The organism is Ruegeria sp. O11 (assembly GCF_056535285.1).
This window is the reverse complement of the sequence record NZ_JBQERS010000009.1, coordinates 76,866-97,051: the sequence shown is the minus strand read 5'-3', so window position 1 is coordinate 97,051 and position 20,186 is coordinate 76,866. Positions and strand designations below refer to the sequence as shown.

Genomic DNA, 20,186 nt, shown 5'->3' with positions numbered 1-20,186 from the left:
GATATGTTTCGCCTGACCGAATACATGCACCAGCTGGTCAAACCGACCCCGGTGCGCAAACGCCGCTCCGGCCCGGTGAAACCGGTGGTGATCTGGAACCTGACACGGCGTTGCAATCTGAAATGCCGCCATTGCTATACCGTCTCGGCGGATGTCGCGTTCCCGGGTGAGCTCAGCCACGAGCAAGCCATGGTAACCCTTGAGGATCTGGGCCAGTTTCGCGTCCCGGCCCTGATCCTCTCGGGTGGGGAACCACTGGACAGGTTCGATTTCTTCGACATCGCCAATCGCGCGCGTGATCTGGTGCCGATGCTGGCACTATCGACCAACGGCACGCGGATTTACGACGAAACCGCCGACATGATTGCGGACGTGGGCTTCAACTATGTCGGCATCTCGCTGGACGGAATCGGGGCCACGAACGACTGGTTCCGCGGTGTCGAGGGCGCCTTTGCCGACGCCCTGCGCGGTGTGCGCGAATGCAAGAAACGCGGCATCAAGGTGGGCCTGCGGTTCTGCCTGACCGAAGGCACGCAACATCACCTGCCTGACCTGCTGCAGCTGTGCGATGATGAGGGAGTCGACAAGTTCTATCTGTCTCACCTCGTCTACGCCGGGCGCGGCGACAAAAACCGAGGCGAAGATGCCGAGCACCTGCGCACCCGTAAGGGTCTGGACCTGCTGCTGGAACGTGCGTGGGAGGCTGCGTCTGGCGGTCGTCTGCTGGATATCGTGACCGGCAATAACGACGCCGATGCGGGGTATTTCCTGAACTGGGTCCGGGCGCATTTCGACGATGACAAAGCCGCCCATGTGCGCGAGCATCTGGCCGCGTGGGGCGGGAACTCCAGCGGGCTGGGCGTGGCCAATATCGACAATCTGGGCCGCGTGCATCCCGACACTTATTGGTCCGATTACACAGTCGGCAATGTGAAGACCAAATCGTTCTCAGAACTTTGGACCGGTGACGACCCGATGCTGGCCATGCTGCGCACCCGTCCGCGTCCTTTGAAAGGGCGTTGCGGGGCCTGCCAGTTAAAGGACGTCTGCGGCGGAAACACCCGCATCCGGGCGCTGCAACTTACTGGTGATCCGTGGGCCGAAGATCCGGCCTGCTATCTGTCGAATGAAGAAATCGGCGTGGATGGCGCGAGCGAGCGCCTGCAGGTCACGCCGTTCCGGGGGAAAAGCCATGATCCGGCGCATCAGTTCTTTTGACACTCTGAAAATCGGCGCTTTCTGCTCGCTACTGCTAGCGGGCACCGCATGGGCCGATGCCTCATCTGATTACGCCGAGCATTGCGCCTCATGCCATGGCGAGAACCGTCTGGGTGGGGTCGGTCCGGCGCTTATTCCCGAAACGCTGAAACGGATGCGAGGGCCGCGTGTGGCCGCTGTGATCGCCGAGGGGCGAATCGCGACACAGATGCCGGCGTTTTCGTATGAACTGGACGCGCTGCAGATCGAGGAACTAGCAGGGTGGCTGAAATCGCCGCTGGAAACCGATCCCGAATGGGGCGAGGCCGATATCATGGCCAGCCGCACTCTGGACGAGGATTACATTCCAGTCGATGCCCCGGTCTGGGACAGCGACCCGATGAACATCACGCTGGCCGTTGAGACCGGCGATCACCATGTCAGCGTTCTGGATGGGGATACTTTCGAGGTTCTGGACCGGTTCGAGACACCTTTTGCCGTGCATGGCGGGCCGAAGTTTAGCCCGGACGGGCGCTATGTCTTCATCATGTCCCGCGATGGCTGGGTGCAGAAATATGACATCTGGGCGCTGAAACAGGTAGGCCGCGTGCGTGCGGGTCTGAACAGCCGCAACATCGCCATGTCAGGGGATGGCAAATGGGTGGCCGTGGCAAACTATCTGCCGAACTCTCTGACACTGCTGTCGACCGAAGACCTGTCTGTAGCGAAAGTCATTGATGTAAAAAGCAAAAAAGGAAAACCCAGCCGCGTCTCGGCGGTCTATCAAGCACCGCCCCGCGAGAGCTTCGTTCTCGCGCTGAAAGACGTGCCCGAGATTTGGGAAGTATTCTACGGGGCGAACCCACCGCAATCCGGTTTGGGGCATGACTTCCGCATCGAGGGTCAGTTCAAGAACCCCGATCCCTTCCCGGTGCGCAAGATTACCACGCCGGACTATCTGGACGATTTCTTCTTTGACCAGAGCTATGAATACGTCATGGGCGCCTCGCGCGATGGCAAGGGCGGGCAGGTGATCGATCTGGTTATCGGTCACAAAGTGGCTGATCTGGACCTGCCTGGGATGCCTCACCTAGGTTCGGGAATTACCTGGAAACATGGCGACTCCACCGTGATGGCGACGCCGCATCTGACCGATGGCACGGTCTCGGTGATCGACATGGAGACATGGGAAACCGTCAAGCGGATCAAGACCGAAGGGCCCGGCTTTTTCATGCGCAGCCATGAGAATTCGCCTTACGTCTGGGCCGATGTGTTTTTTGGGCCGAACAAGGACGCCATGCATGTGATCGATAAGCAAAGCCTTGAAATCGTAAAAACTTTACGCCCTGCGCCAGGCAAGACCGTGGCGCATGTTGAGTTCACCAAGGATGGTAGCCACGCGCTGGTTTCAATCTGGGAAGATGACGGCGCGGTGATCGTTTATGACGCGCAGACGCTGGAAGAGGTCCGCCGCCTGCCGATGCGCAAACCGTCTGGGAAGTACAATGTCTGGAACAAAATCACCTTCTCGGAAGGCACCAGCCACTGAGGATAAATGGCCGGTCTGGAAGCTAGCCATGCTGCTTTACCCGGCCACGGCTCTGACCGTGGCCATCAACCTGTTTCTGGCCGGGCTGATCCTGCACAGCGCTGGATTTGGTGCCATCGGGCCGGTGCCCGCGATCCTGTGGTCGATCCCATTGGGCATACCTGCCGCGTGGTTGGCGGGGCGTTGGGTGCGAGGGTTGATGGATGAGGCAGATGGTTGATTTCAAATGTTAAAATCGAAAGTTTCCAGAACCTGACCTAAGTCAAGTATCGCGCCGAGAGAATCCCCTAGAACACGCAGCATAGCTTCCCGAGTCGGAGTCTCCATGCCTGCCCTCGTCCCTTTGCACAATCTCCCTGCCCGTGCGGTTCGCGCGGCAGCTGGGTTGGCGGGCATGCTCCTTCTATTGCTGCAGACCTTTGGAACGGCGCTGGCGAGTCCCGGTGAAAGTGTCTGGGTGGAGATCTGCTCGGAAGGCGGCGCGGTCTGGGTTGAGGTTGACCTTGAGGAGGGCACCGAAGACCCGACCGCGTACTGCCCGAAATGCGCCGATTGCGCGCTGTGCGCTGTCACCAGCGCGGCACCCGTGCCCGAGCTGGCGCAAGTGCCGCAAATCGGAATCTTCCTTGTTGTACAGGTTCAGAACAGCAAATCTTCCGTGTTGTACAACTCGGATCGGCTGTGGCCCGAAACCCGGGGACCCCCGTGCCCGACCCAAAATACATCTGAACGCGCCCCGCGCGCGTCCATGGCGTCCACCCTAAGTATCGGAGGTGCGCCGTGGTCGTAAGTCGCGCAATCCATTTCCTGCTGGCCTTTGCCCTGTCCTGCCTGATGGCGATCAGCGCCCAAGCCGACAGCCTTGCCAGCTTCCTGCCCGAGATTGAACCCGCCGATCTGGCCCCCGGTGCCGATGCCTTTGGGCCGGTCCGCGATGACGTTCCGGTTGCGCCCGTTCTTAAGGGCGGCGAGACCGTTGCCTGGGCCTTCCTGACTTCTGACTTCGTGGGCACCACCGGATATTCCGGCAAACCGATCCATGTGGTTGCCGCCATCGATGACGACGCGGTGTTGACCGGTGTGCAGCTGGTCAAGCACTCGGAACCCATCGTTCTGATCGGCATCCCAAACTCGCGCATGGTTGAGCTGACCGAAGGCTATGCCGGTCTGGACCTGAAGGTTGAGGCTGAAACCGGCGGCGAGGGACATGACCTCGACATCATCTCGGGTGCGACGGTGACGATCATGGTGATCGATGACAGCCTTGTGCGTGGTGGCATCAAGGTGGCCCGAGCACTGGGTCTGGGCGGGTTGTCTCCGCTACAGGCAGACGGGCCGAAACGCGAAGTCGATATGGCACAGGATGCCGTTTACGACTGGACCACATTGTCGGGTGACGGTTCGATCCGGCGGCTGACACTGGATGTCGGCCAGGTCAACGCTGCCTTTGAAGCCACTGGCGATCAGCGCGCCATCAAACGCCCTGAACCGGGTGAGCCGGATGACACGTTCATCGACATGCACGTGGCGCTGGTCTCGGTCCCATCGATCGGCAAATCGCTATTGGGCGAGGCGGAATATCAGAACCTTGTCGAATGGCTGGATGAGGGCGAACAGGCTATTCTGGTGCTGGGGCGCGGGGCCTACAGCTTCAAGGGTTCAGGCTACGTACGCGGCGGAATCTTCGACCGGATTCAGCTTATCCAGGGCGACAATTCGGTACGGTTCTTCGACAAGCAGCAAGAGCGTCTTGGCAGGGTTGCAGCCCCGGACGCGCCCAGTTTCACCGAGCTGGATATCTTCAAGATTCCCGCCGAAGCCGAATTCAACCCGGCCGAGCCGTTCCGCCTGCAACTGCTGGTGCAAAGGGCCGTGGGTGCGGTCGACAAAACCTTCCTGACCTTCGATCTGGGCTACAAGCTGCCCGAGCAGTATCTGTTGCCAGTCGCAGCCCCCACTGTTGTGGATGACGCCACTGGCGAAGCCGCAGCAAAGGCCGCCTTGTGGAAACGCATCTGGAAGGATCGCACGGTCGAGATTGCCGGTCTGGGCGTCATGTTGTTGGTGCTGACCGCAACCTTCTTCTTCCAGTTCCACGCCACGATGAACGCCCGGGTCTTTTACTGGTTCCGCATCGGATATCTGACCCTGACGCTGTTCTTTATCGGCTGGTACGCCAATGCGCAGCTGAGCGTGGTGAACCTGATGGCTCTGGCGGGCAGCTTGCGCACCGGGTTCTCATGGGACGCCTTCCTGCTGGATCCACTGGTCTTCATCCAGTGGTTTGCCGTGGCCGCCGCCCTGTTGTTCTGGGGACGCGGGGCTTATTGCGGCTGGCTGTGCCCGTTTGGTGCGCTGCAGGAACTGACCAACAAGATCGCGCGCGCGCTGAAAGTGCCACAATGGACGCTGCCATGGGGACTGAACGAACGTCTGTGGCCTGCGAAATACATGATCTTCCTTGGCCTCTTCGGGCTCAGCTTTGTCTCGATCCCGCTGGCTGAGACCTATGCCGAGATCGAGCCGTTCAAGACCGCCATCATTCTGAAGTTCATGCGCGACTGGCCCTTTGTGGTCTTTGCGCTGACCCTGCTGGGGATCGGGCTGTTCATCGAACGGTTCTATTGCCGCTACCTCTGCCCGCTGGGCGGAGCGTTGGCTATCCCTGCCCGAATTCGCATGTTCGACTGGCTGCGCCGCTACAAGGAATGCGGCAGCCCTTGTCAGACCTGCGCCAACGAATGCCCCGTTCAGGCCATCCACCCCACTGGTGAGATCAACCCGAACGAGTGCGTCACCTGCCTGCATTGTCAGGTGCTCTACCAGTCCGAGGACAAATGTCCCGTCGTTATCCGCCAGCTTAAACGGCGGGCCAAGACAGGGTCGGTCAACATCAAGGCCCCCCTCGGGCAACCACCGGCGAACCATCCGAACGCCAAACCGCAATCCGTTTCCTAAAAAGGAGGAACGATCATGTCGGAACAAGACAACAAACTGAACATCACCCGCCGAGGGATGCTGGGGGCAACCGCCACCGGTGCAGTGCTGGCCGGGACCGGCCTAGGTTCGACCCTGATGACCGCGAAACAGGCCAGCGCTGCGGCCAATGCCAACCTGGAGCCCGGAGAGCTGGACGAATATTACGGCTTCTGGTCTTCGGGTCAGACCGGTGAATTGCGCATCCTGGGCTTCCCGTCCATGCGCGAGCTGATGCGGGTGCCGGTGTTTAACCGTTGCTCTGCAACTGGCTGGGGTCAGACCAACGAGTCGCTTAAGATCATGACCGATGGCCTGCTGCCGGAAACCAAGGAATTCCTCGCCAAGCGGGGCATGAAAACCTATGACAACGGCGACCTGCACCACCCGCACATGTCGTTCACCGACGGCACCTATGACGGCCGTTACCTGTTCATGAACGACAAGGCCAACACCCGTGTCGCCCGTGTGCGTTGCGATGTGATGAAATGCGACAAGATCACCGAGATCCCGAATGCCAAGGCGATCCACGGTCTGCGTCCGCAGAAATTCCCGCGCACCGGTTATGTCTTTGCCAATGGTGAAGATGAAACTCCGCTGGTCAACGATGGCACCGTGCTGGACGATCCGTCGCAATACGTGAACATCTTCACCGCGCTGGACGGCGATACCATGGAAGTGGCATGGCAGGTGATCGTTTCGGGGAACCTCGACAACACCGACTGCGACTATCAGGGCAAATACGCCTATTCGACCTCGTACAACTCGGAAATGGGTATGAACCTGGCCGAGATGACCGAGAACGAACTGGACCACGTTGTTGTCTTCAACCTCGCGGAAATCGAAAAAGGCATCGAGGCTGGTGACTATCAGGAGCTGAAAGGCGTCAAGGTTCTGGACGGCCGTAAGGGTCAGAACAAGAAATACACCCGCTACATCCCGATCCCGAACTCGCCCCACGGCATCAACACCGCGCCTGATGGCAAGCATGTCTGCATCAACGGTAAGCTGTCGCCGACCGTATCGATCATGGATGTGACCAAGCTGGACGCCCTGTTCGAAAGCGATGCCGATCCGCGATCCTGCATCGTGGGTGAGCCGCAGCTGGGTCTTGGCCCGCTTCACACCGCGTATGACGGTCAGGGCAACGCGTTCACCACGCTGTTCCTCGACAGTCAGATCGTGAAGTGGAACATGGATAAGGCGATCCGCGCCTACGCGGGTGAAGATGTCGATCCGATCATCTCGAAGGTCGATGTGCATTATCAGCCGGGTCACAACTCGACTTCCATGGGTGAAACCAAGGATGCCGACGGCAAGTGGCTGATTTCGATGAATAAGTTCTCGAAAGACCGCTTCCTGAATGTGGGTCCGCTGAAGCCTGAAAACGAACAGCTGATCGACATCTCTTCCGACGAGATGAAAGTGGTTCACGACGGGCCGACCTTTGCCGAACCGCATGACTCGATCATCGTTCGCAGCGACATCGTCAACCCGGTCAACGTATGGGACCGCAACGACGTCACTTGGGAAGACGCCCGCAAACAGGCCGAAGCCGATGGCGTCGATCTGGAAGAAGGCGCAGAAGAGCCCATCCGGGATGGCAACAAGGTGCGGGTCTACATGACCTCGCAGGCGCCGACCTTCAGCCTTGAGAAGTTCACCGTCAAACAGGGCGACGAGGTAACAATCTTTGTCACCAACCTGGATGACGTGGACGACGTGACCCACGGCTTCTGCCTGGGCAATTACGGCATCGCCTTCGAGATCGGGCCAATGGCAACCGCGTCGATCACCTTCACCGCTGACCGTCCGGGCGTGCACTGGTTCTATTGCCAGTGGTTCTGCCACGCGCTGCACATGGAAATGCGCGGCCGGATGCTCGTCGAGCCGCAGGGAGCATAACCCATGCGTTGGCCCCTGCTCATACCGCTCCTGCTCGGCTCGCCCCTTTGGGCGGCGGACTGGGATGTGCCCAACCGGGCGGGGGCCATCAAAGAAACACTGGCGCAGGCGGCGGATGGAGACACCCTCCGCCTGAGCCCCGGTGTCTACACCGAAACACTGGTTCTGGACCGGCCCGTAACCCTCGACGGGCTGGGACAGGCCACCATTGACGGACAAGGAAACGGAAGCGTCATCACCGTGACCGGGCCGGGCGTGACTGTGCGTGGTCTGACAGTTATCGGTTCCGGTTCAAGCCATGAGGGTATCGACAGTGGTATCCAGCTGACCAAAACGGCTAAGGCGCCCGTGGTCGAGGATAACGTGCTGCTAGGCAACCTCTACGGCGTCGACATTCACGGGGCCAAAGACAGCATCGTGCGTGGCAACCGGATCGAAGGACGTTTGGACCAACGGATGAACGACCGAGGCAATGGCGTCTATGTCTGGAATGCCCCCGGCGCAGTGGTTGATGGCAATGACATCCGGTACGGTCGTGACGGGATTTTTGTGAACTCGTCCAAGAAGAACACCTTCACCAACAATCTGTTCCGCGACCTGCGCTTTGCCGTGCATTACATGTATGCCGACAATTCGGTGGTCAGCGACAATGTCTCGATCGGCAATGATCTGGGCTATGCGGTGATGTTCACGACTAATGTGACCGTGGCCAACAATATCTCGATTGGTGACCGCGAACATGGCGTGATGCTGAACTATGCCAACAAGAGCACCATTACCGGCAACGTGGTGAAAGGTGCCAAGGAAAAATGCACCTTCCTCTATAACTCCAACAAGAACGAATTCACCGACAACTGGTTCCAGGGATGCGGCATCGGCATCCACTTTACTGCTGGGTCTGAGCGCAACCGTATCGTTGGCAACTCATTCATCGGAAACCGGACGCAGGTGAAATATGTCTCGACCAAATGGGTCGAGTGGTCCGAAGACGGGCGCGGAAATTACTGGTCCGATTTCGCCGCTTATGATGTGGATGGCAACGGCATTGCCGATGCCCCCTATCGCCCCAATGACAGTATGGACCATGTGCTGTGGACCCAACCCTCAGCCAAATTGTTGCTCGGCTCCCCAGCCGTGCAACTGGTGCGCTGGTCTCAATCGGCCTTCCCGGCGCTGTTACCGGGGGGTGTGATGGACAGCAATCCATTGATGCAAGCCCCTGAACCCCCAGCTATGAAAAAGGTGCCTCATGACGGATAAGGCCCTGTCAATCGACCATGTTCTCAAGGACCGTGGAAAAACCCGCGTTCTTGACGATATCACCCTGTCCCTTGCCCCCGGCCAGCGCGTTGCGCTGTTGGGCCATAACGGCGCGGGCAAGTCGACCCTGATCAAATCTATCCTCGGCCTGACGCCGATCCATGGCGGAGCCATTCGGATCGGAGACGCCACCCCCGGTAGTGCTCAGGCCCGGCGCGAGACGGCCTATCTGCCCGAAGCGGTGTCATTTCATCCCGCGCTAACCGGGCGTGAGCAGTTGACCCTGTTTGCGCAGCTTTCAGGCGCAAAAGCCGATGTGTCCGGTTTGCTGGATCGTGTCGGCCTGAGCGACGCTCTGGACCGTCGGATCGGCACCTATTCCAAAGGCATGCGGCAACGTTTGGGCCTGGCGCAGGTGCTGTTGGGCCAACCGAAAGTGGCCTTGCTGGATGAACCGACAAGCGGGCTGGACCCGATTTCTCGGCAGGACCTGTACGCCATCATCGACGAACTAGCTGCCCAAGGCACCGCCGTTCTGATTGCCTCACACGCGCTGACCGAGGTCGAGGCGCGCACCGACCGGATCGCCATCATGCGCAAGGGTCAGATGGTCGCCGACGACACCCTGAACAATCTGTCGGCTCTGGCCGGTCTACCGATCCGCTTGAAGGTACGCGCCAGCGCCAATCCGGATGTGCTGGCCGCTGAACTGGGCGGCAGCCGGATCAATGGGGCATCTGTTGAATTGCTCTGCACACCCGAAGACAAGATGGAGGCCCTGCGCCGGATCGCTGGACTGGGCGATGCGGTCGCGGATGTGGAAATGACCCCGCCCAAGCTGGAAGATCTCTATCGCCACTACGCACAGGAGGATTTGCAATGACTCGCTTCCTCGCCATCACCCGCACAGAAATGCTGATCCTGCGCCGCAACCGTTGGCTGCTGGTCGCCACGTTGATCATGGTTCTGTTCGCCTTGGCTCTGACCTTTGCTGGCAGCGCACCTACCGGCACGCTAGGCGTCGAAATGCTGACCGTCTCGGTCGCGTCAATGACCACGCTGTCGGTCTATCTTGCGCCGCTGCTGGCGCTGATGATTGCCTTTGACGCCATCGCCGGCGACGTGGATCGCGGCAGCCTTTCGCTGCTGCTGTCTTACCCGGCTGGGCGCGGAGAAATCCTGTTGGGCAAGTTCACCGCCCACCTCGCGGCGTTGGCCTTTGCCATGACCATCGGTTTCGGCACCGCAGGCGCAGTGGCCGCCTTCTTTGGCGGCGCGGGGCCAGAGAGCCTGATGGCGCTGGTCCGCCTCATCCTCACATCCATCCTGTTGGGCGCTGTCTTTCTGGCGCTTGGATACCTGTTGTCCGCCCTGGCAAAGGGGGCCACGGCGGCAGCGGGTCTGTCGGCTGGGCTCTGGCTGGTCTTTGTCGTCCTCTATGATCTGGGCCTGTTGGGGGCCGTGGTCATGGACAAGGGCGGCACTTTCACCCAATCCGTCTTTCCATGGGTGATGGTGGCCAACCCGGCCGACGCTTTCCGACTATGGAACATCGCCGCGACCGAAGGCGTCGCGATGGCTTCCGGCATGACCGGGGCGGCGCAAGCTCTGCCGGTCTGGGCTGCACCCGTCTCACTGTTGATCTGGCCGGTGATAGGCTTTGCACTTGCCCGGATCGCATTCCGGAGGGTCGAGCCATGAAGCGCCTCGCCCTGATCGCCTTGGTCGCGTTGGCGGCCTGCAAGGAAGAGGTCGCCGAGGCCCCCGACCCGGTTGATCTGACCCCCGATGCGCTGAGCTATTTCTGCCAGATGAACATCGCGGAACATGGCGGGCCCAAAGGTCAGATTCATCTTGAGGGCTATCCTGCGCCTTTGTTCTTTGCTCAGGTGCGCGACATGCTCGCCTATCTGAAAAGCCCCGAACGCGATGCCAAGATCACCGCTGTTTACGTCAGCGACATGGGTGTCGCCCCCAGCTGGGGGCAACCGGGCATCTCTAACTGGATCGCAGCCGATGGTGCGACCTTTGTCGTCGGCGCAGATGTCGCCGGAGGCATGGGCGCGCGCGAGGTCGTCCCATTTGCGAAACTCGACGAGGCCGAAGCGTTTATCCTGCGCTATGGCGGGTCCGCTTTGCCCCTGCCCGAGATCCCCGATGCCGAAGTCCTTGGACCCGTCGATCTGGACTTGATTCTGGAGACCCCCGCATGACCGTTTTGACCCGCCGTCGCTTCCTGACCATCTCAGCCGCCTGCGCCGCCATGCCCGCAGCCGCCAGCAGTTCGGCCCAATGGCGCGGCATCGCGCTGGGCGCACCTGCAAGCCTGCGGCTTGAAGGCCTGACGGGTGTACAGGCCGCGCCGATCTTTGCTGCGGTCGAGGCCGAATTGAACCGGCTTGAGGATATCTTCAGCCTCTACCGACCACATTCTCAGATCAGCCAGTTGAACCGCACCGGTCACTTGAATGCACCTGCGCCTGAGCTGCTGGAGGTGCTGAGCCTGTGTTCCGTGCTTCACGAAGCCTCGGGCGGGGCGTTTGATCCGACGATCCAGCCGCTCTGGCTGGCGCTAGCCAGCGGAGCGGAGCAGCCAATAGTGGAACGCGCGCATGCAACGATCGGATGGAACAACGTGCATGTCGGTACGGATGAAATCCGCCTGCCATATCCCAGACATTCGGCGATCACGTTGAACGGGATTGCGCAAGGTGCGATCACCGACCGGATTGTTGCTTTGCTGCGGTCCTTCGATCTGCGCAATGTATTGGTGGATATGGGTGAGGTCGCCGCTCTTGGCCAGCCACACACTAGCGAACCATGGCGCGTGGGGCTTGCCGCCCCCGATGGCACGTTGGCCAAACGAATCAGGCTTCAGGATCGAGCTGTCGCAACCTCAGCGCCCGGCGGTACGATGTTACAGGGCAAACATGGCCATATCCTGAACCCGAAAGGGCACAAAGTTACGCAACGCGCAGTATCAGTATCCGCACCTCAGGCTGTTGTTGCCGATGGGCTATCAACCGCCCTTTGCCTGACTCCGGATAGCGGAGCAAACGTGCTGGCGTCGCGGTTTCCAGGGGCGAAAATCGAGATGCTACTCTGAGCCACAAGAGCGGCGGGCACCTCAAAAATATCTAGCGCTCGCTTTGGGGTGCCCCGTTACGGTCGGGATATTCAGTGAATGGTTTTGTTGGAGAATTATGTTCGCCAATGTGAATTGATTTTGACGGCTGGCCAGTGAGATGGAGGGGTTTGCGCCCATCAACGAACCGCATTGTATTGATGCTTTAGCCAAGTTCCCCGAGGAGGCACGCCAACATCGAGCTATGATTTCCTCGAGTGAATATTGCAAGCACAGTAACTGAAAGAGAGTTCCTCTAACCGCCCTTAAGCGTCTAATAGGGTTAAGTTTTTTCAAACACTTTTTACTCATTGAAATGCGTCGAGTAGCAGATTGTTGGCGCATTTCCTCAAATATTTGCATCGATCCGAACGAAGGCGCTGTCCGCTTGAGGCGGACGAAGATCAGTAGATCTGCACGATTACAACCTACAAAGCTCCGAAATCGCGCGAATTGTTAACGCAATGTTAACGATGCGTTTTCGATCCATTCAAAGACATTCCGGCATACTAACAGTATGTTATGTCGCCGACGATTATACGGCACCTGCCAAACTTTCTAGATTGGAAGACCCGATGTTAAACTTCTCTCTAAACTTCACGGTTGCCTCAATTGGGATTTTTTCTGGCTTTCTAACAATATATGCTTTTTTGTGATCGGCTCAGGAACTGATGTTCGAACCCTCAACCCCAAACAGTGCAGCCGTAAATGCATACCGGCTGAAACGTTCCAATTCGGAATATGATGTAGCGATGTGGGCAGCTTGCGCTTTAATGGCGCTGCACAAAGACGAGCCAGCCGTGTTGCGAGAATATGCATGTCTCTGGGCGAGCAGAGAGAAATTAGACGGATCAAAAAGAAATCAGTCAGAGCAGTCATAAAGTGGACAGCCCAGCGATCAAAAGGCAACGACCTTAATGGATAAGAATTCCGCCTCAAAGCTAAATATCTGAGGCTAAGTTGTGACCCTGCTCCTTGATCCCGATCGTTTGGACGTAAAAGCCGTTTCTGCCTCTTCGTATTGATTGAATTGTGGTCAATGCCTGCTAAGCGGAACTACTGAATAACTCAAACGAAGCAAGCATGAGGTACACTGAGATTCGCCTAATAATCTGAAACTAGCCCGCCAACAAAAGTGCGCGCTCGTTTTGTGTTATGGTCGATCCTGCAGTTTTTGATGATCTTTCGCGCTTTGGCGAGATTGCAACTGTCGGCAATACTGCAAGCTCCCTTCCTGACGCAGCATTTAAGGATGCGCTACCTACGCTTCTTCTTGGCGCCCTAGCCTTGTCAAACGCCAGAACGGGGCAACCCCATCATGAGGAAAGAAACTGACAGGCCCATCACTTTCCGCGCGCCCAAGTATATCCTCTCCTGTTTGGTTTTTCAGTGTCTCATTCAGGGGCAGCAACCTATCGCTGTCGAATGGCTTGATCTGGGGGTGCCCCCAGTTTTGTTTTGACAGCGTCAACATGCGACGTAGTCCAACGCGCACCCTCTCGCCAGCATCACTTTTCCAGGGGCGTAACCCCACAGCCGAAAGAAGGTCAAATAGGTTAACCCAACTCTGCAAATTGAAAGTACAATAGTGCTGCGTCAGTGTGCGCTGCAGTTCGTGTGGTTGATCTCCCTCAGGAGTAATCGTGGAGATGGCACGAGCTTGCGCTCGTAAGTCAATGGCTTGCAAATCATCCTCTTTTTCCAAAAAAGCGGCAAGACTGGCGGCCTGCAAGTCATAGCACGTCCCGTGGTTGTTGGCGGCTCTACACTCTTGGCGACCTTGGGCGCTATTGGTGAACCAATCAAAGAACTCTAAGCTCCACTCTTTCATACGGTCGGTTGTGCGCGAATCCTCAAGGAGCCGAACCGCATCCAGAAGAAAGTAAAAATCCTTGGTTTCAATGAGTCCACGGGCGGCACCCATGTTGCCCTGGTGACCCATCCGAACCTGTGCATATGAAAGGTTGGGTTTCATTCCTGTTTTCGCGTCAAGAAACCACGTCCTCAGAATTGAGCAGGCGTGTGCGTGGAAGCTCGGATCGGCGTCTTGTAATGTACTCGCTAATGCAAGGGCTGTGGTGTCGTCGAAGACGCGTTGTAAACGAGTTCGATCGAAGCGGCCGCTCTCTGGTTCGTAAAGTTCAGTGCCCGGTAGTCGTTCACCGTCGCGCCTGACATAGGGCAAACCATCTTTCGAGTTTGGGTTCGGCCACCAATATGGCGCTGGATGAAAATAGTCGCGAAGATCGCCAGAGGGGCCGGGCTCGGGTTTTTGCGTAACCGAAAATGGACCTCGTTCTAAAGCCTGCTGTGCAGCTTCCCGAACAGCTACCCAATCTTCTGACTGTGCCGGATCAGCCGTGGTCAGGTCATAAGATAGGGCTTGGTCTTGCGCGAACGACGCACGGACTGGGCGCGCCGACAACATGTCCAAAGTCGAACGGATCGCAGAAGCGCGTGCGAGACCACGGTTAACAAATGCCTTCCGATCAGCCTGTTCAAGGTGGGCTTTTCCTGACGCCAGCCGCGCGACCCAACCGGCTTGCCCAACCCGATGACCATCAGGGTGAACTCGGCGTGGCGGAATGTCGAAATCTTCCACAGGCCATCGCGTCCACGGACCCTCGATACCAAGATGCATGAAAAGCTCAACCTTTGGACGACGACCATATGGAAGGTCCTCGTTGAACCTCAATGGTGCATCGCATCGAAAAACCAATTGGGGCTCTTCTTCCGCAGAAAAGGTATTGTTAGGTTCCAGCAAATCTTGATTGTTGGTGATCCTTGCCATTGGAACAACAAAATATCGCTTGTCCCGGGCCTCTAAGATGTTCGAATGCAGCTGTGCCCATCCTGAGGACGTAAGGAAGCAATTCCCATCAAAAGGCAGCGCCCACTTGCCGTATTCCAGACAAAAATCGAGAGCTGCATTTCGTGCGCCGTTGTTGTGCATCACATAGTTATTGCGGGCGCGGTAAGCCTGCATAACCGCCTGCGTCGTGCGCGTACTGGTTGAATCTATTTCAAGATGTCCGTCGTAGAACATATCAGGCTGTTTGAACGTATCGAAACTGTATCCGATAGACTGATATTCTTCTGGATCGAAGGCGATACGTCGATAGGTCTGCCCTCGTTCCTCAAGCAAGTCGATAATCTTTGCTTCAGTCTCCGCGTTAAATATCCTGTTGAGCAACCATAACTTTTTTACGCCCTCGAATTCTGGTTCATTGTCTAAAATAAAGCGCACATTTGAGAGGCTTTGGCCAACCTTGTGCCTTGGCTCGAGATCGTTGCCGACAATACGACAGAGCGCGAATGTATCCGCCAAATCGTTGATATCAGATTCCAGTCTTGGATCAATGGGCGCTTGATTCACATCTCGCAGAGTACCGCTTATATCACCCATACGCGGCACTTCATAAGAAGTACCGAAGCGATTGCGCCTGATGCGGTTGCGCCTTATGTCTCGCCAATGCCTGTTCAGCCTGTAAAGCAGGTAGAGAGGAAACAGAGCGATGATTGCTATTCTGATTTGTAGGGAGCTTCGCTTGAAGTCGTGTTTAAGTCGTTCGAGCAAAGCTTGCCTCCTGTAAGATCGCTTTGGTACGCATATTGGCTTTGTTTGATCTCATCAACCAATTCAAAAGCAAAAATTCGCTCATGATTGGCTCGGCTCTTCTGAGCCTTTGTTCTCTGCAGTGCCCCTTGAGTGTCCCATTTGATTTGGATCGCCGTTATTTGTGAGGAACGGAGGATCGAGAATGTAGATCAAGAGACACAAGCCAGAAGAAATAGTTCAGAATCTGCGGCAAGTTGATGTGCTTGGCGGACAAGGAATGATGCGTGCAGATGCGATCCGCGAGGTTCGCATAGCGAAACAGACCTATTACGGGTGGCGCAAGCTATATGGTTGGATGGGAACCGATCAACTAAAGAAACTCAAACGTCTGCGGAATGAAAATGAGCGTCTGCGAAAGGCCGTCTCTGGTCTCACAATCGACGGGCTCATCTTGAAGGAAGCGGCTCAGGGAAACTTCTGAGCCCCACCCGGCGGCGTGTCTGCATCGACCTGATCAGAAGCGAGATGAAGGTAGCGGAACGCCAGATTTTTCGGGTGCTGGGGCAGCATCGCTCGACACAACAGTACTAGGCATGCAAAATCTTAATACGGTTAAGCTACTGATCCTGAACGAGTCCAATCTCGGAAGACAGGGCATTTTTGCGTTGCTTTCCGATGACCCTTCTCACAGCCCATAGGATCGTTAGGGGTGCCAGCAAAATCAACCAAGGTGCGCTTGCTATTAACGATATTTTTTAGCTTTCTGTCGCGTTTTATTGTAAGGCGAGCTCGGCCCGAGCAGCGCGATTTTCGTCATCCAGTATCTCTAAGACTCGAATTTGGCGTGTGGATTGAACCGGCCGAAGGTCATCTGGCGACACATACACACTTTTCGATGGAAACCCCTATGGAGATTATTATTTTTGTCGTTATTTTGCATAGCTAATCCTATGCACGCACAACATCAGCCGCGTCGCGATAGACACCACGTGTATCGATTAGAACATTTGTGTGCTTTTCAATCATATCGTAGTCAAAACCAGTATGGTTGGTCAGCAAGATCGCAGCATCAAATTGAGCGAGTACTTCTGGGGTAAGGGTTACAGAAGACAAATCAAATGCATGTTCGCGCATAGGTGGAAAAACTGGGACATTGGGGTCTGAATATTGCACATCAGCTCCCCATTCCCGCAGGAGTTCCATCACGAATACAGAAGGGCTTTCCCGCATGTCATCCACGTCTCGTTTATAGGCGATCCCCAGAGCCAGAATTTTAGCACCCTTGATAGGTTTCTCCGCTTCATTAAGCGCACGTATCACCTTGTCGACCACATACTGCGGCATCGCTGCATTGATCTCACCTGCTAACTCAATAAAGCGCGTATGCAATCCGTATTCTCGGGCTTTCCACGTAAGGTAAAAGGGATCAATTGGGATGCAATGTCCTCCAATACCGGGACCCGGATAGTATGGTGTAAACCCAAAAGGTTTAGTAGCGGCGGCGTCCACGATCTCGAAAATATCGAGTCCCATACGATCGGCGACAATCTTCATCTCGTTAACCAAACCAATGTTCACGGAACGGTGGATGTTTTCCAGTAGCTTCACCATTTCAGCGGCCTGGGTTGAGCTTACGGGTACGACATTGTCGATGAATGTACCGTAGAGGGCGCGGCCTGCCTCGAGGCAAGCCGCAGTGTGACCTCCAACAACTTTTGGAATGGTCGTTGTCTCGAATTCAGGGTTGCCGGGATCTTCACGCTCCGGTGAATAAACCAGGAAAAAATCTGAACCAACTTTCAGTCCCCGACCTTCGATATAAGGTAATAGAACTTCAGCGGTTGTTCCCGGCCATGTGGTGCTCTCCAAGCTAAGGAGTTGCCCACCACGCAGGTGATGCTGAATACACTCCATAGTCGAGCGCACAAAACTCAGATCGGGCTCGCGATTGGAATTTAGGGGTGTGGGCACACAGATGATTAAAGCGTCGCACTCTCGTGCGCGGGAGAAGTCTGTCGTTGCCTCAAAACCGTTCTCCTTAAGGTTGGCAATCTCCTTATGAGCGATATGTTTGATCGGACTATGACCTCCGTTCATCTGCTCGATACGTTCCTTCAGGATGTCAAAACCTAAGACTGGTAAACCTGTTTTGGCAATTGAAAGCGCGAGGGGTATGCCAACATAGCCAAGGCCAATTATTCCTATTTTCGCCTGTTTTAAGGCAAAACTCTCTTTCAACTCCATGTTATCTTCCTATTAATCCTCTGCTCTAAACACCGTGCAATGTATATGTTGTTATCGAGTGGCGTGATCTAAAGTGGCGATTAGTACATGACTGACCCTTCTGCCACCGAGATATTGGCTTCTTTGGAGTGCCGCGCCTGCGGTCTTTCGCCTATTCTCCCAGTAGTGTCTGACCCTTGGATGCATAGAAAGCTTCTGCGAGAATATTCAAGCGCTTCCAATTAAGCGTCTGCATGGTTTTGGTATGACCATATGTATTTGCCTTAAACGGACGGGTAAAGGCGGATTTGGGGTCAGGATTCATGACCAGCGCCTGCAAGCTCCGGCAACGTCATGTCATCATCCTGAGACACCAGATCTTCGTGGAAGGCCTTGTGGGGTGCGAGTTTCCCGTGTTCTCGGGGACCATCGTGTTTGATACAGTCCGTAAAATGGCGGCCAAACCGGTTCACACAAGCCGATCGGTTTCGCGGCTGATAATTACGCCCCGCTCAGCAAGAATATTCTCGATATCTACTGCGCTCAAAGAAAGCCGACGATACACCCAGACCGAGTATGCAATCACATCACGTGGGAAACGAAAGCCGTTCGGGTGTGGCATATCTGTCGGTATCTTCATCCAAAACAACTCACGCCGCCATCTGTCCCAAAATCCCTGACGGCGGACAATACCCGGTTTCATTTTAAGCGGGGCGTTTAGTATGATCAAATACCGCGAACTTCGGAAATGCAATGAAATCCTTGCTACGCCATCTGCAACCTTTCACTCGTTTCGGCAAACAATTCGATTATGAAAACCCGTTGACGAAGCGCCCCGAAATATTCCTGATCTACAGAAAGACTGGAACTGCTTCGACATTCCTAATGCGTTTACTGAAGGGCGTTTATGCTACAACGCCGCTAGATTCGGTCAAAACAGACCTAGGCAGTTACAACACAGAGTATCCAAATGTCGTTGATTATCTGCTCAACATACGCCCCAGCATTCCAATCAATGTAATCGTATTGGCACGGGATCCATTTACGCGGCATGTGTCGCAGTATCAAGCGGGAATCTAAAAGACTACATAACTATTATATTAGGAATAGTAAATTTCCCACCATTAGATGAAGGTACCCCCACTGATACCCCCAATGCTGATTTTGCCTTTATCCTGTCCCCACTGGCCCCTCGCTCATAACGAGAGTCTGCGGGTTTGTTCTCTGCTCTCCCACATTGGACCGCCTTAAACTGGGTTCTTCCGGCTCTTTGCGATCACGGGCTGATGACGCCATCTGGATAGTGCACGGCAATCGGGACGTTATTTCCGATTGCGCCGTAGGGTCTGTCCTCGTTGTGGTGTTTTCGCCAATCCTCCAGCTTTTAGTGGACATTCGCAAGGCTCATGAACCAGTGGGTGTTCAGACACTCCGCCCTGATCTTGCTGTTGAACGCCTCTATGAAGCCATTGTCTATGGTTTTCCGGGTTGCGAGAAGTCCAGCGTGACATCGTCGGCAAAAGCCCAAAGATCAGGTCGCAGCAGATAAACCCGTTGCCTTTGTCGCAACGTATTGTCTTTGGATAGCCGATTTTCCCACAGACTCGTTCGAGCGTCTGCACGACATCCTGGCCTCGATAGAGAAGCGCGGATCGGCCACGGGACAAAGGCGCGAAAGCTTGCGCTCAAACCGCTGCCAGCCATTCCTTATGATGCGATGCTGACGGTGGAGCAGCGGGTCAGCCATGAAGGCATAGTCTCAGTTGATTGCAATTACTATGCGGTGCCGGAAACAACACGAAAGCGCCCGGTGGACCAGAGGCTAGTCATGAACTAATTATCATACTGGATCAGTAAGGTGGGGCAGCTTAACTCGTGCAACAATATCGGGGAATAGTTCTAAATGGGAACAAAGATAAAGACATGCTGGAAGTCAGGGAAGCAACCCTAAAAGATTGCAACATTCTCTTACGTTGGCGCAACGACGAACGTACTAGGAGTATGTCCCGCACCTCTGGCCAAGTTTCGCCTGCAGACCATAAAAAATGGTTTGAGGCCGCGCTTGAAGATCCACTCAGATTACTACTGATGCTTGTTCGGCACGATTCGCAAAGCACCCAGTTTATTGGGACTACACGTTTCGATACGCAGGTTTCAGACGGAACCGTCGAGGTCTCAGTGACCTTGAACCCAGAAGTCAGGGGCAAAGGGTACTCCAAATTAGTATTGTCTGCTTCAATCGCGCATGTCGAAAAATATCGAAAACCCGTCAGATATATCGCCTTAATCAAATCCTGTAACGTAGCCAGCGTAAAAGCGTTTGCAGCGGTGGGATTTAAACGCTGCGGGGAAAAGGATGGCTTAGAAGTTTACGAATTGTTGAGGTAATTGTT

At 55.8% G+C, this 20,186-nt stretch carries 15 protein-coding genes and 3 pseudogenes; 14 read left to right on the top strand and 4 right to left on the bottom strand.

The annotated features are described in order from the left end of the window. The first annotated feature begins 3 nt into the window (after nt 1-3). The 11 genes from nirJ to ACRZ91_RS15860 all read left to right on the top strand — a co-directional run bounded on the left by nirJ (nt 4) and on the right by ACRZ91_RS15860 (nt 11,993). Nucleotides 4-1,218, top strand: coding sequence for a heme d1 biosynthesis radical SAM protein NirJ (gene nirJ, locus ACRZ91_RS15910; protein WP_480907016.1), 1,215 nt, complete (start codon nt 4-6; stop codon nt 1,216-1,218). Continuing rightward, on the top strand, nt 1,193-2,746 hold the full coding sequence (locus tag ACRZ91_RS15905; RefSeq protein ID WP_480907014.1) for a cytochrome D1 domain-containing protein: 1,554 nt from the start codon (nt 1,193-1,195) through the stop codon (nt 2,744-2,746). The genes nirJ and ACRZ91_RS15905 overlap by 26 nt, the downstream gene beginning before the upstream one ends. 28 nt (nt 2,747-2,774) lie before the next feature. Further along, complete coding sequence (locus ACRZ91_RS15900) at nt 2,775-2,966, top strand: hypothetical protein (RefSeq protein ID WP_480422720.1); 192 nt, start codon at nt 2,775-2,777, stop codon at nt 2,964-2,966. A 105-nt stretch (nt 2,967-3,071) separates the two neighbouring features. Continuing rightward, nucleotides 3,072-3,536 carry a hypothetical protein gene (locus ACRZ91_RS15895; RefSeq protein ID WP_480907012.1) on the top strand — a complete coding sequence of 155 codons (465 nt, stop codon included), beginning with the start codon at nt 3,072-3,074 and terminating at the stop codon, nt 3,534-3,536. Between the two features lie 44 nt (nt 3,537-3,580). Continuing rightward, nucleotides 3,581-5,704, top strand: a complete 2,124-nt coding sequence (locus tag ACRZ91_RS15890) for a 4Fe-4S binding protein (protein ID WP_480907086.1) — start codon at nt 3,581-3,583, stop codon at nt 5,702-5,704. 15 nt (nt 5,705-5,719) lie between these two features. After that, the gene (gene nosZ, locus ACRZ91_RS15885; RefSeq protein ID WP_480907010.1) at nt 5,720-7,627 is read left to right on the top strand and encodes a TAT-dependent nitrous-oxide reductase; all 1,908 of its coding nucleotides are present in this window, start codon (nt 5,720-5,722) and stop codon (nt 7,625-7,627) included. A 3-nt stretch (nt 7,628-7,630) separates the two neighbouring features. Beyond that, nucleotides 7,631-8,887, top strand: a complete 1,257-nt coding sequence (locus ACRZ91_RS15880; protein WP_480907009.1) for a nitrous oxide reductase family maturation protein NosD — start codon at nt 7,631-7,633, stop codon at nt 8,885-8,887. Further along, the gene (locus ACRZ91_RS15875) at nt 8,877-9,770 is read left to right on the top strand and encodes an ABC transporter ATP-binding protein (RefSeq protein ID WP_170542345.1); all 894 of its coding nucleotides are present in this window, start codon (nt 8,877-8,879) and stop codon (nt 9,768-9,770) included. Before ACRZ91_RS15880 ends, ACRZ91_RS15875 begins: the two co-directional genes overlap by 11 nt. Continuing rightward, nucleotides 9,767-10,588 carry an ABC transporter permease gene (locus tag ACRZ91_RS15870; RefSeq protein WP_480907006.1) on the top strand — a complete coding sequence of 274 codons (822 nt, stop codon included), beginning with the start codon at nt 9,767-9,769 and terminating at the stop codon, nt 10,586-10,588. The genes ACRZ91_RS15875 and ACRZ91_RS15870 overlap by 4 nt, the downstream gene beginning before the upstream one ends. Beyond that, a complete protein-coding gene (locus ACRZ91_RS15865) occupies nt 10,585-11,100 on the top strand; it encodes a nitrous oxide reductase accessory protein NosL (protein ID WP_170773419.1) in 516 nt (171 codons plus the stop codon). The genes ACRZ91_RS15870 and ACRZ91_RS15865 overlap by 4 nt, the downstream gene beginning before the upstream one ends. Then, nucleotides 11,097-11,993 (top strand): FAD:protein FMN transferase, encoded by an 897-nt coding sequence (locus ACRZ91_RS15860; protein WP_480907004.1) that lies wholly within the window; start codon nt 11,097-11,099, stop codon nt 11,991-11,993. Before ACRZ91_RS15865 ends, ACRZ91_RS15860 begins: the two co-directional genes overlap by 4 nt. Before the next feature lie 1,279 nt (nt 11,994-13,272). Here ACRZ91_RS15860 and ACRZ91_RS15855 read toward each other — a convergent pair. Next, nucleotides 13,273-15,417: an alginate lyase family protein gene (locus ACRZ91_RS15855; protein ID WP_480906995.1), complete on the bottom strand. Its 2,145-nt coding sequence runs from the start codon at nt 15,415-15,417 to the stop codon at nt 13,273-13,275. Nucleotides 15,418-15,778: 361 nt separating this feature from the next. Here ACRZ91_RS15855 and ACRZ91_RS15850 point away from each other — a divergent pair. Beyond that, nucleotides 15,779-16,155 (top strand): annotated as a pseudogene (locus ACRZ91_RS15850) (transposase); the annotation flags it as partial. Between the two features lie 363 nt (nt 16,156-16,518). Here the strand turns inward: ACRZ91_RS15850 and ACRZ91_RS15845 are convergent. The 3 genes and pseudogenes from ACRZ91_RS15845 to ACRZ91_RS15835 form a co-directional block, all read right to left on the bottom strand. Then, a complete protein-coding gene (locus ACRZ91_RS15845; protein WP_480907002.1) occupies nt 16,519-17,814 on the bottom strand; it encodes a nucleotide sugar dehydrogenase in 1,296 nt (431 codons plus the stop codon). 401 nt (nt 17,815-18,215) lie between these two features. After that, nucleotides 18,216-18,433 (bottom strand): annotated as a pseudogene (locus ACRZ91_RS15840) (IS6 family transposase); the annotation flags it as partial. A 744-nt stretch (nt 18,434-19,177) separates the two neighbouring features. After that, a complete protein-coding gene (locus ACRZ91_RS15835) occupies nt 19,178-19,321 on the bottom strand; it encodes an integrase core domain-containing protein (RefSeq protein ID WP_480907000.1) in 144 nt (47 codons plus the stop codon). Between the two features lie 156 nt (nt 19,322-19,477). On the opposite strand from ACRZ91_RS15835, the pseudogene ACRZ91_RS15830 reads away from it, so the two are divergent. Continuing rightward, nucleotides 19,478-19,597 (top strand): annotated as a pseudogene (locus ACRZ91_RS15830) (Mu transposase domain-containing protein); the annotation flags it as partial. 119 nt (nt 19,598-19,716) lie between these two features. Then, nucleotides 19,717-20,181, top strand: a complete 465-nt coding sequence (locus tag ACRZ91_RS15825) for a GNAT family N-acetyltransferase (RefSeq protein ID WP_480906999.1) — start codon at nt 19,717-19,719, stop codon at nt 20,179-20,181. The last annotated feature ends 5 nt before the right edge of the window (nt 20,182-20,186 follow it).

Coding starts and splice junctions, on each gene's coding strand:
- ACRZ91_RS15890 (WP_480907086.1), top strand. CDS start 3,581: ATGGCGATCAGCGCCCAAGCCGACAGCCTTGCCAGCTTCCTGCCCGAG.
- ACRZ91_RS15825 (WP_480906999.1), top strand. CDS start 19,717: ATGCTGGAAGTCAGGGAAGCAACCCTAAAAGATTGCAACATTCTCTTA.
- ACRZ91_RS15875 (WP_170542345.1), top strand. CDS start 8,877: ATGACGGATAAGGCCCTGTCAATCGACCATGTTCTCAAGGACCGTGGA.
- nosZ (WP_480907010.1), top strand. CDS start 5,720: ATGTCGGAACAAGACAACAAACTGAACATCACCCGCCGAGGGATGCTG.
- ACRZ91_RS15865 (WP_170773419.1), top strand. CDS start 10,585: ATGAAGCGCCTCGCCCTGATCGCCTTGGTCGCGTTGGCGGCCTGCAAG.
- ACRZ91_RS15860 (WP_480907004.1), top strand. CDS start 11,097: ATGACCGTTTTGACCCGCCGTCGCTTCCTGACCATCTCAGCCGCCTGC.
- nirJ (WP_480907016.1), top strand. CDS start 4: ATGTTTCGCCTGACCGAATACATGCACCAGCTGGTCAAACCGACCCCG.
- ACRZ91_RS15900 (WP_480422720.1), top strand. CDS start 2,775: ATGCTGCTTTACCCGGCCACGGCTCTGACCGTGGCCATCAACCTGTTT.
- ACRZ91_RS15870 (WP_480907006.1), top strand. CDS start 9,767: ATGACTCGCTTCCTCGCCATCACCCGCACAGAAATGCTGATCCTGCGC.
- ACRZ91_RS15895 (WP_480907012.1), top strand. CDS start 3,072: ATGCCTGCCCTCGTCCCTTTGCACAATCTCCCTGCCCGTGCGGTTCGC.
- ACRZ91_RS15845 (WP_480907002.1), bottom strand. CDS start 17,814: ATGGAGTTGAAAGAGAGTTTTGCCTTAAAACAGGCGAAAATAGGAATA.
- ACRZ91_RS15905 (WP_480907014.1), top strand. CDS start 1,193: ATGATCCGGCGCATCAGTTCTTTTGACACTCTGAAAATCGGCGCTTTC.
- ACRZ91_RS15880 (WP_480907009.1), top strand. CDS start 7,631: ATGCGTTGGCCCCTGCTCATACCGCTCCTGCTCGGCTCGCCCCTTTGG.
- ACRZ91_RS15855 (WP_480906995.1), bottom strand. CDS start 15,417: ATGGGTGATATAAGCGGTACTCTGCGAGATGTGAATCAAGCGCCCATT.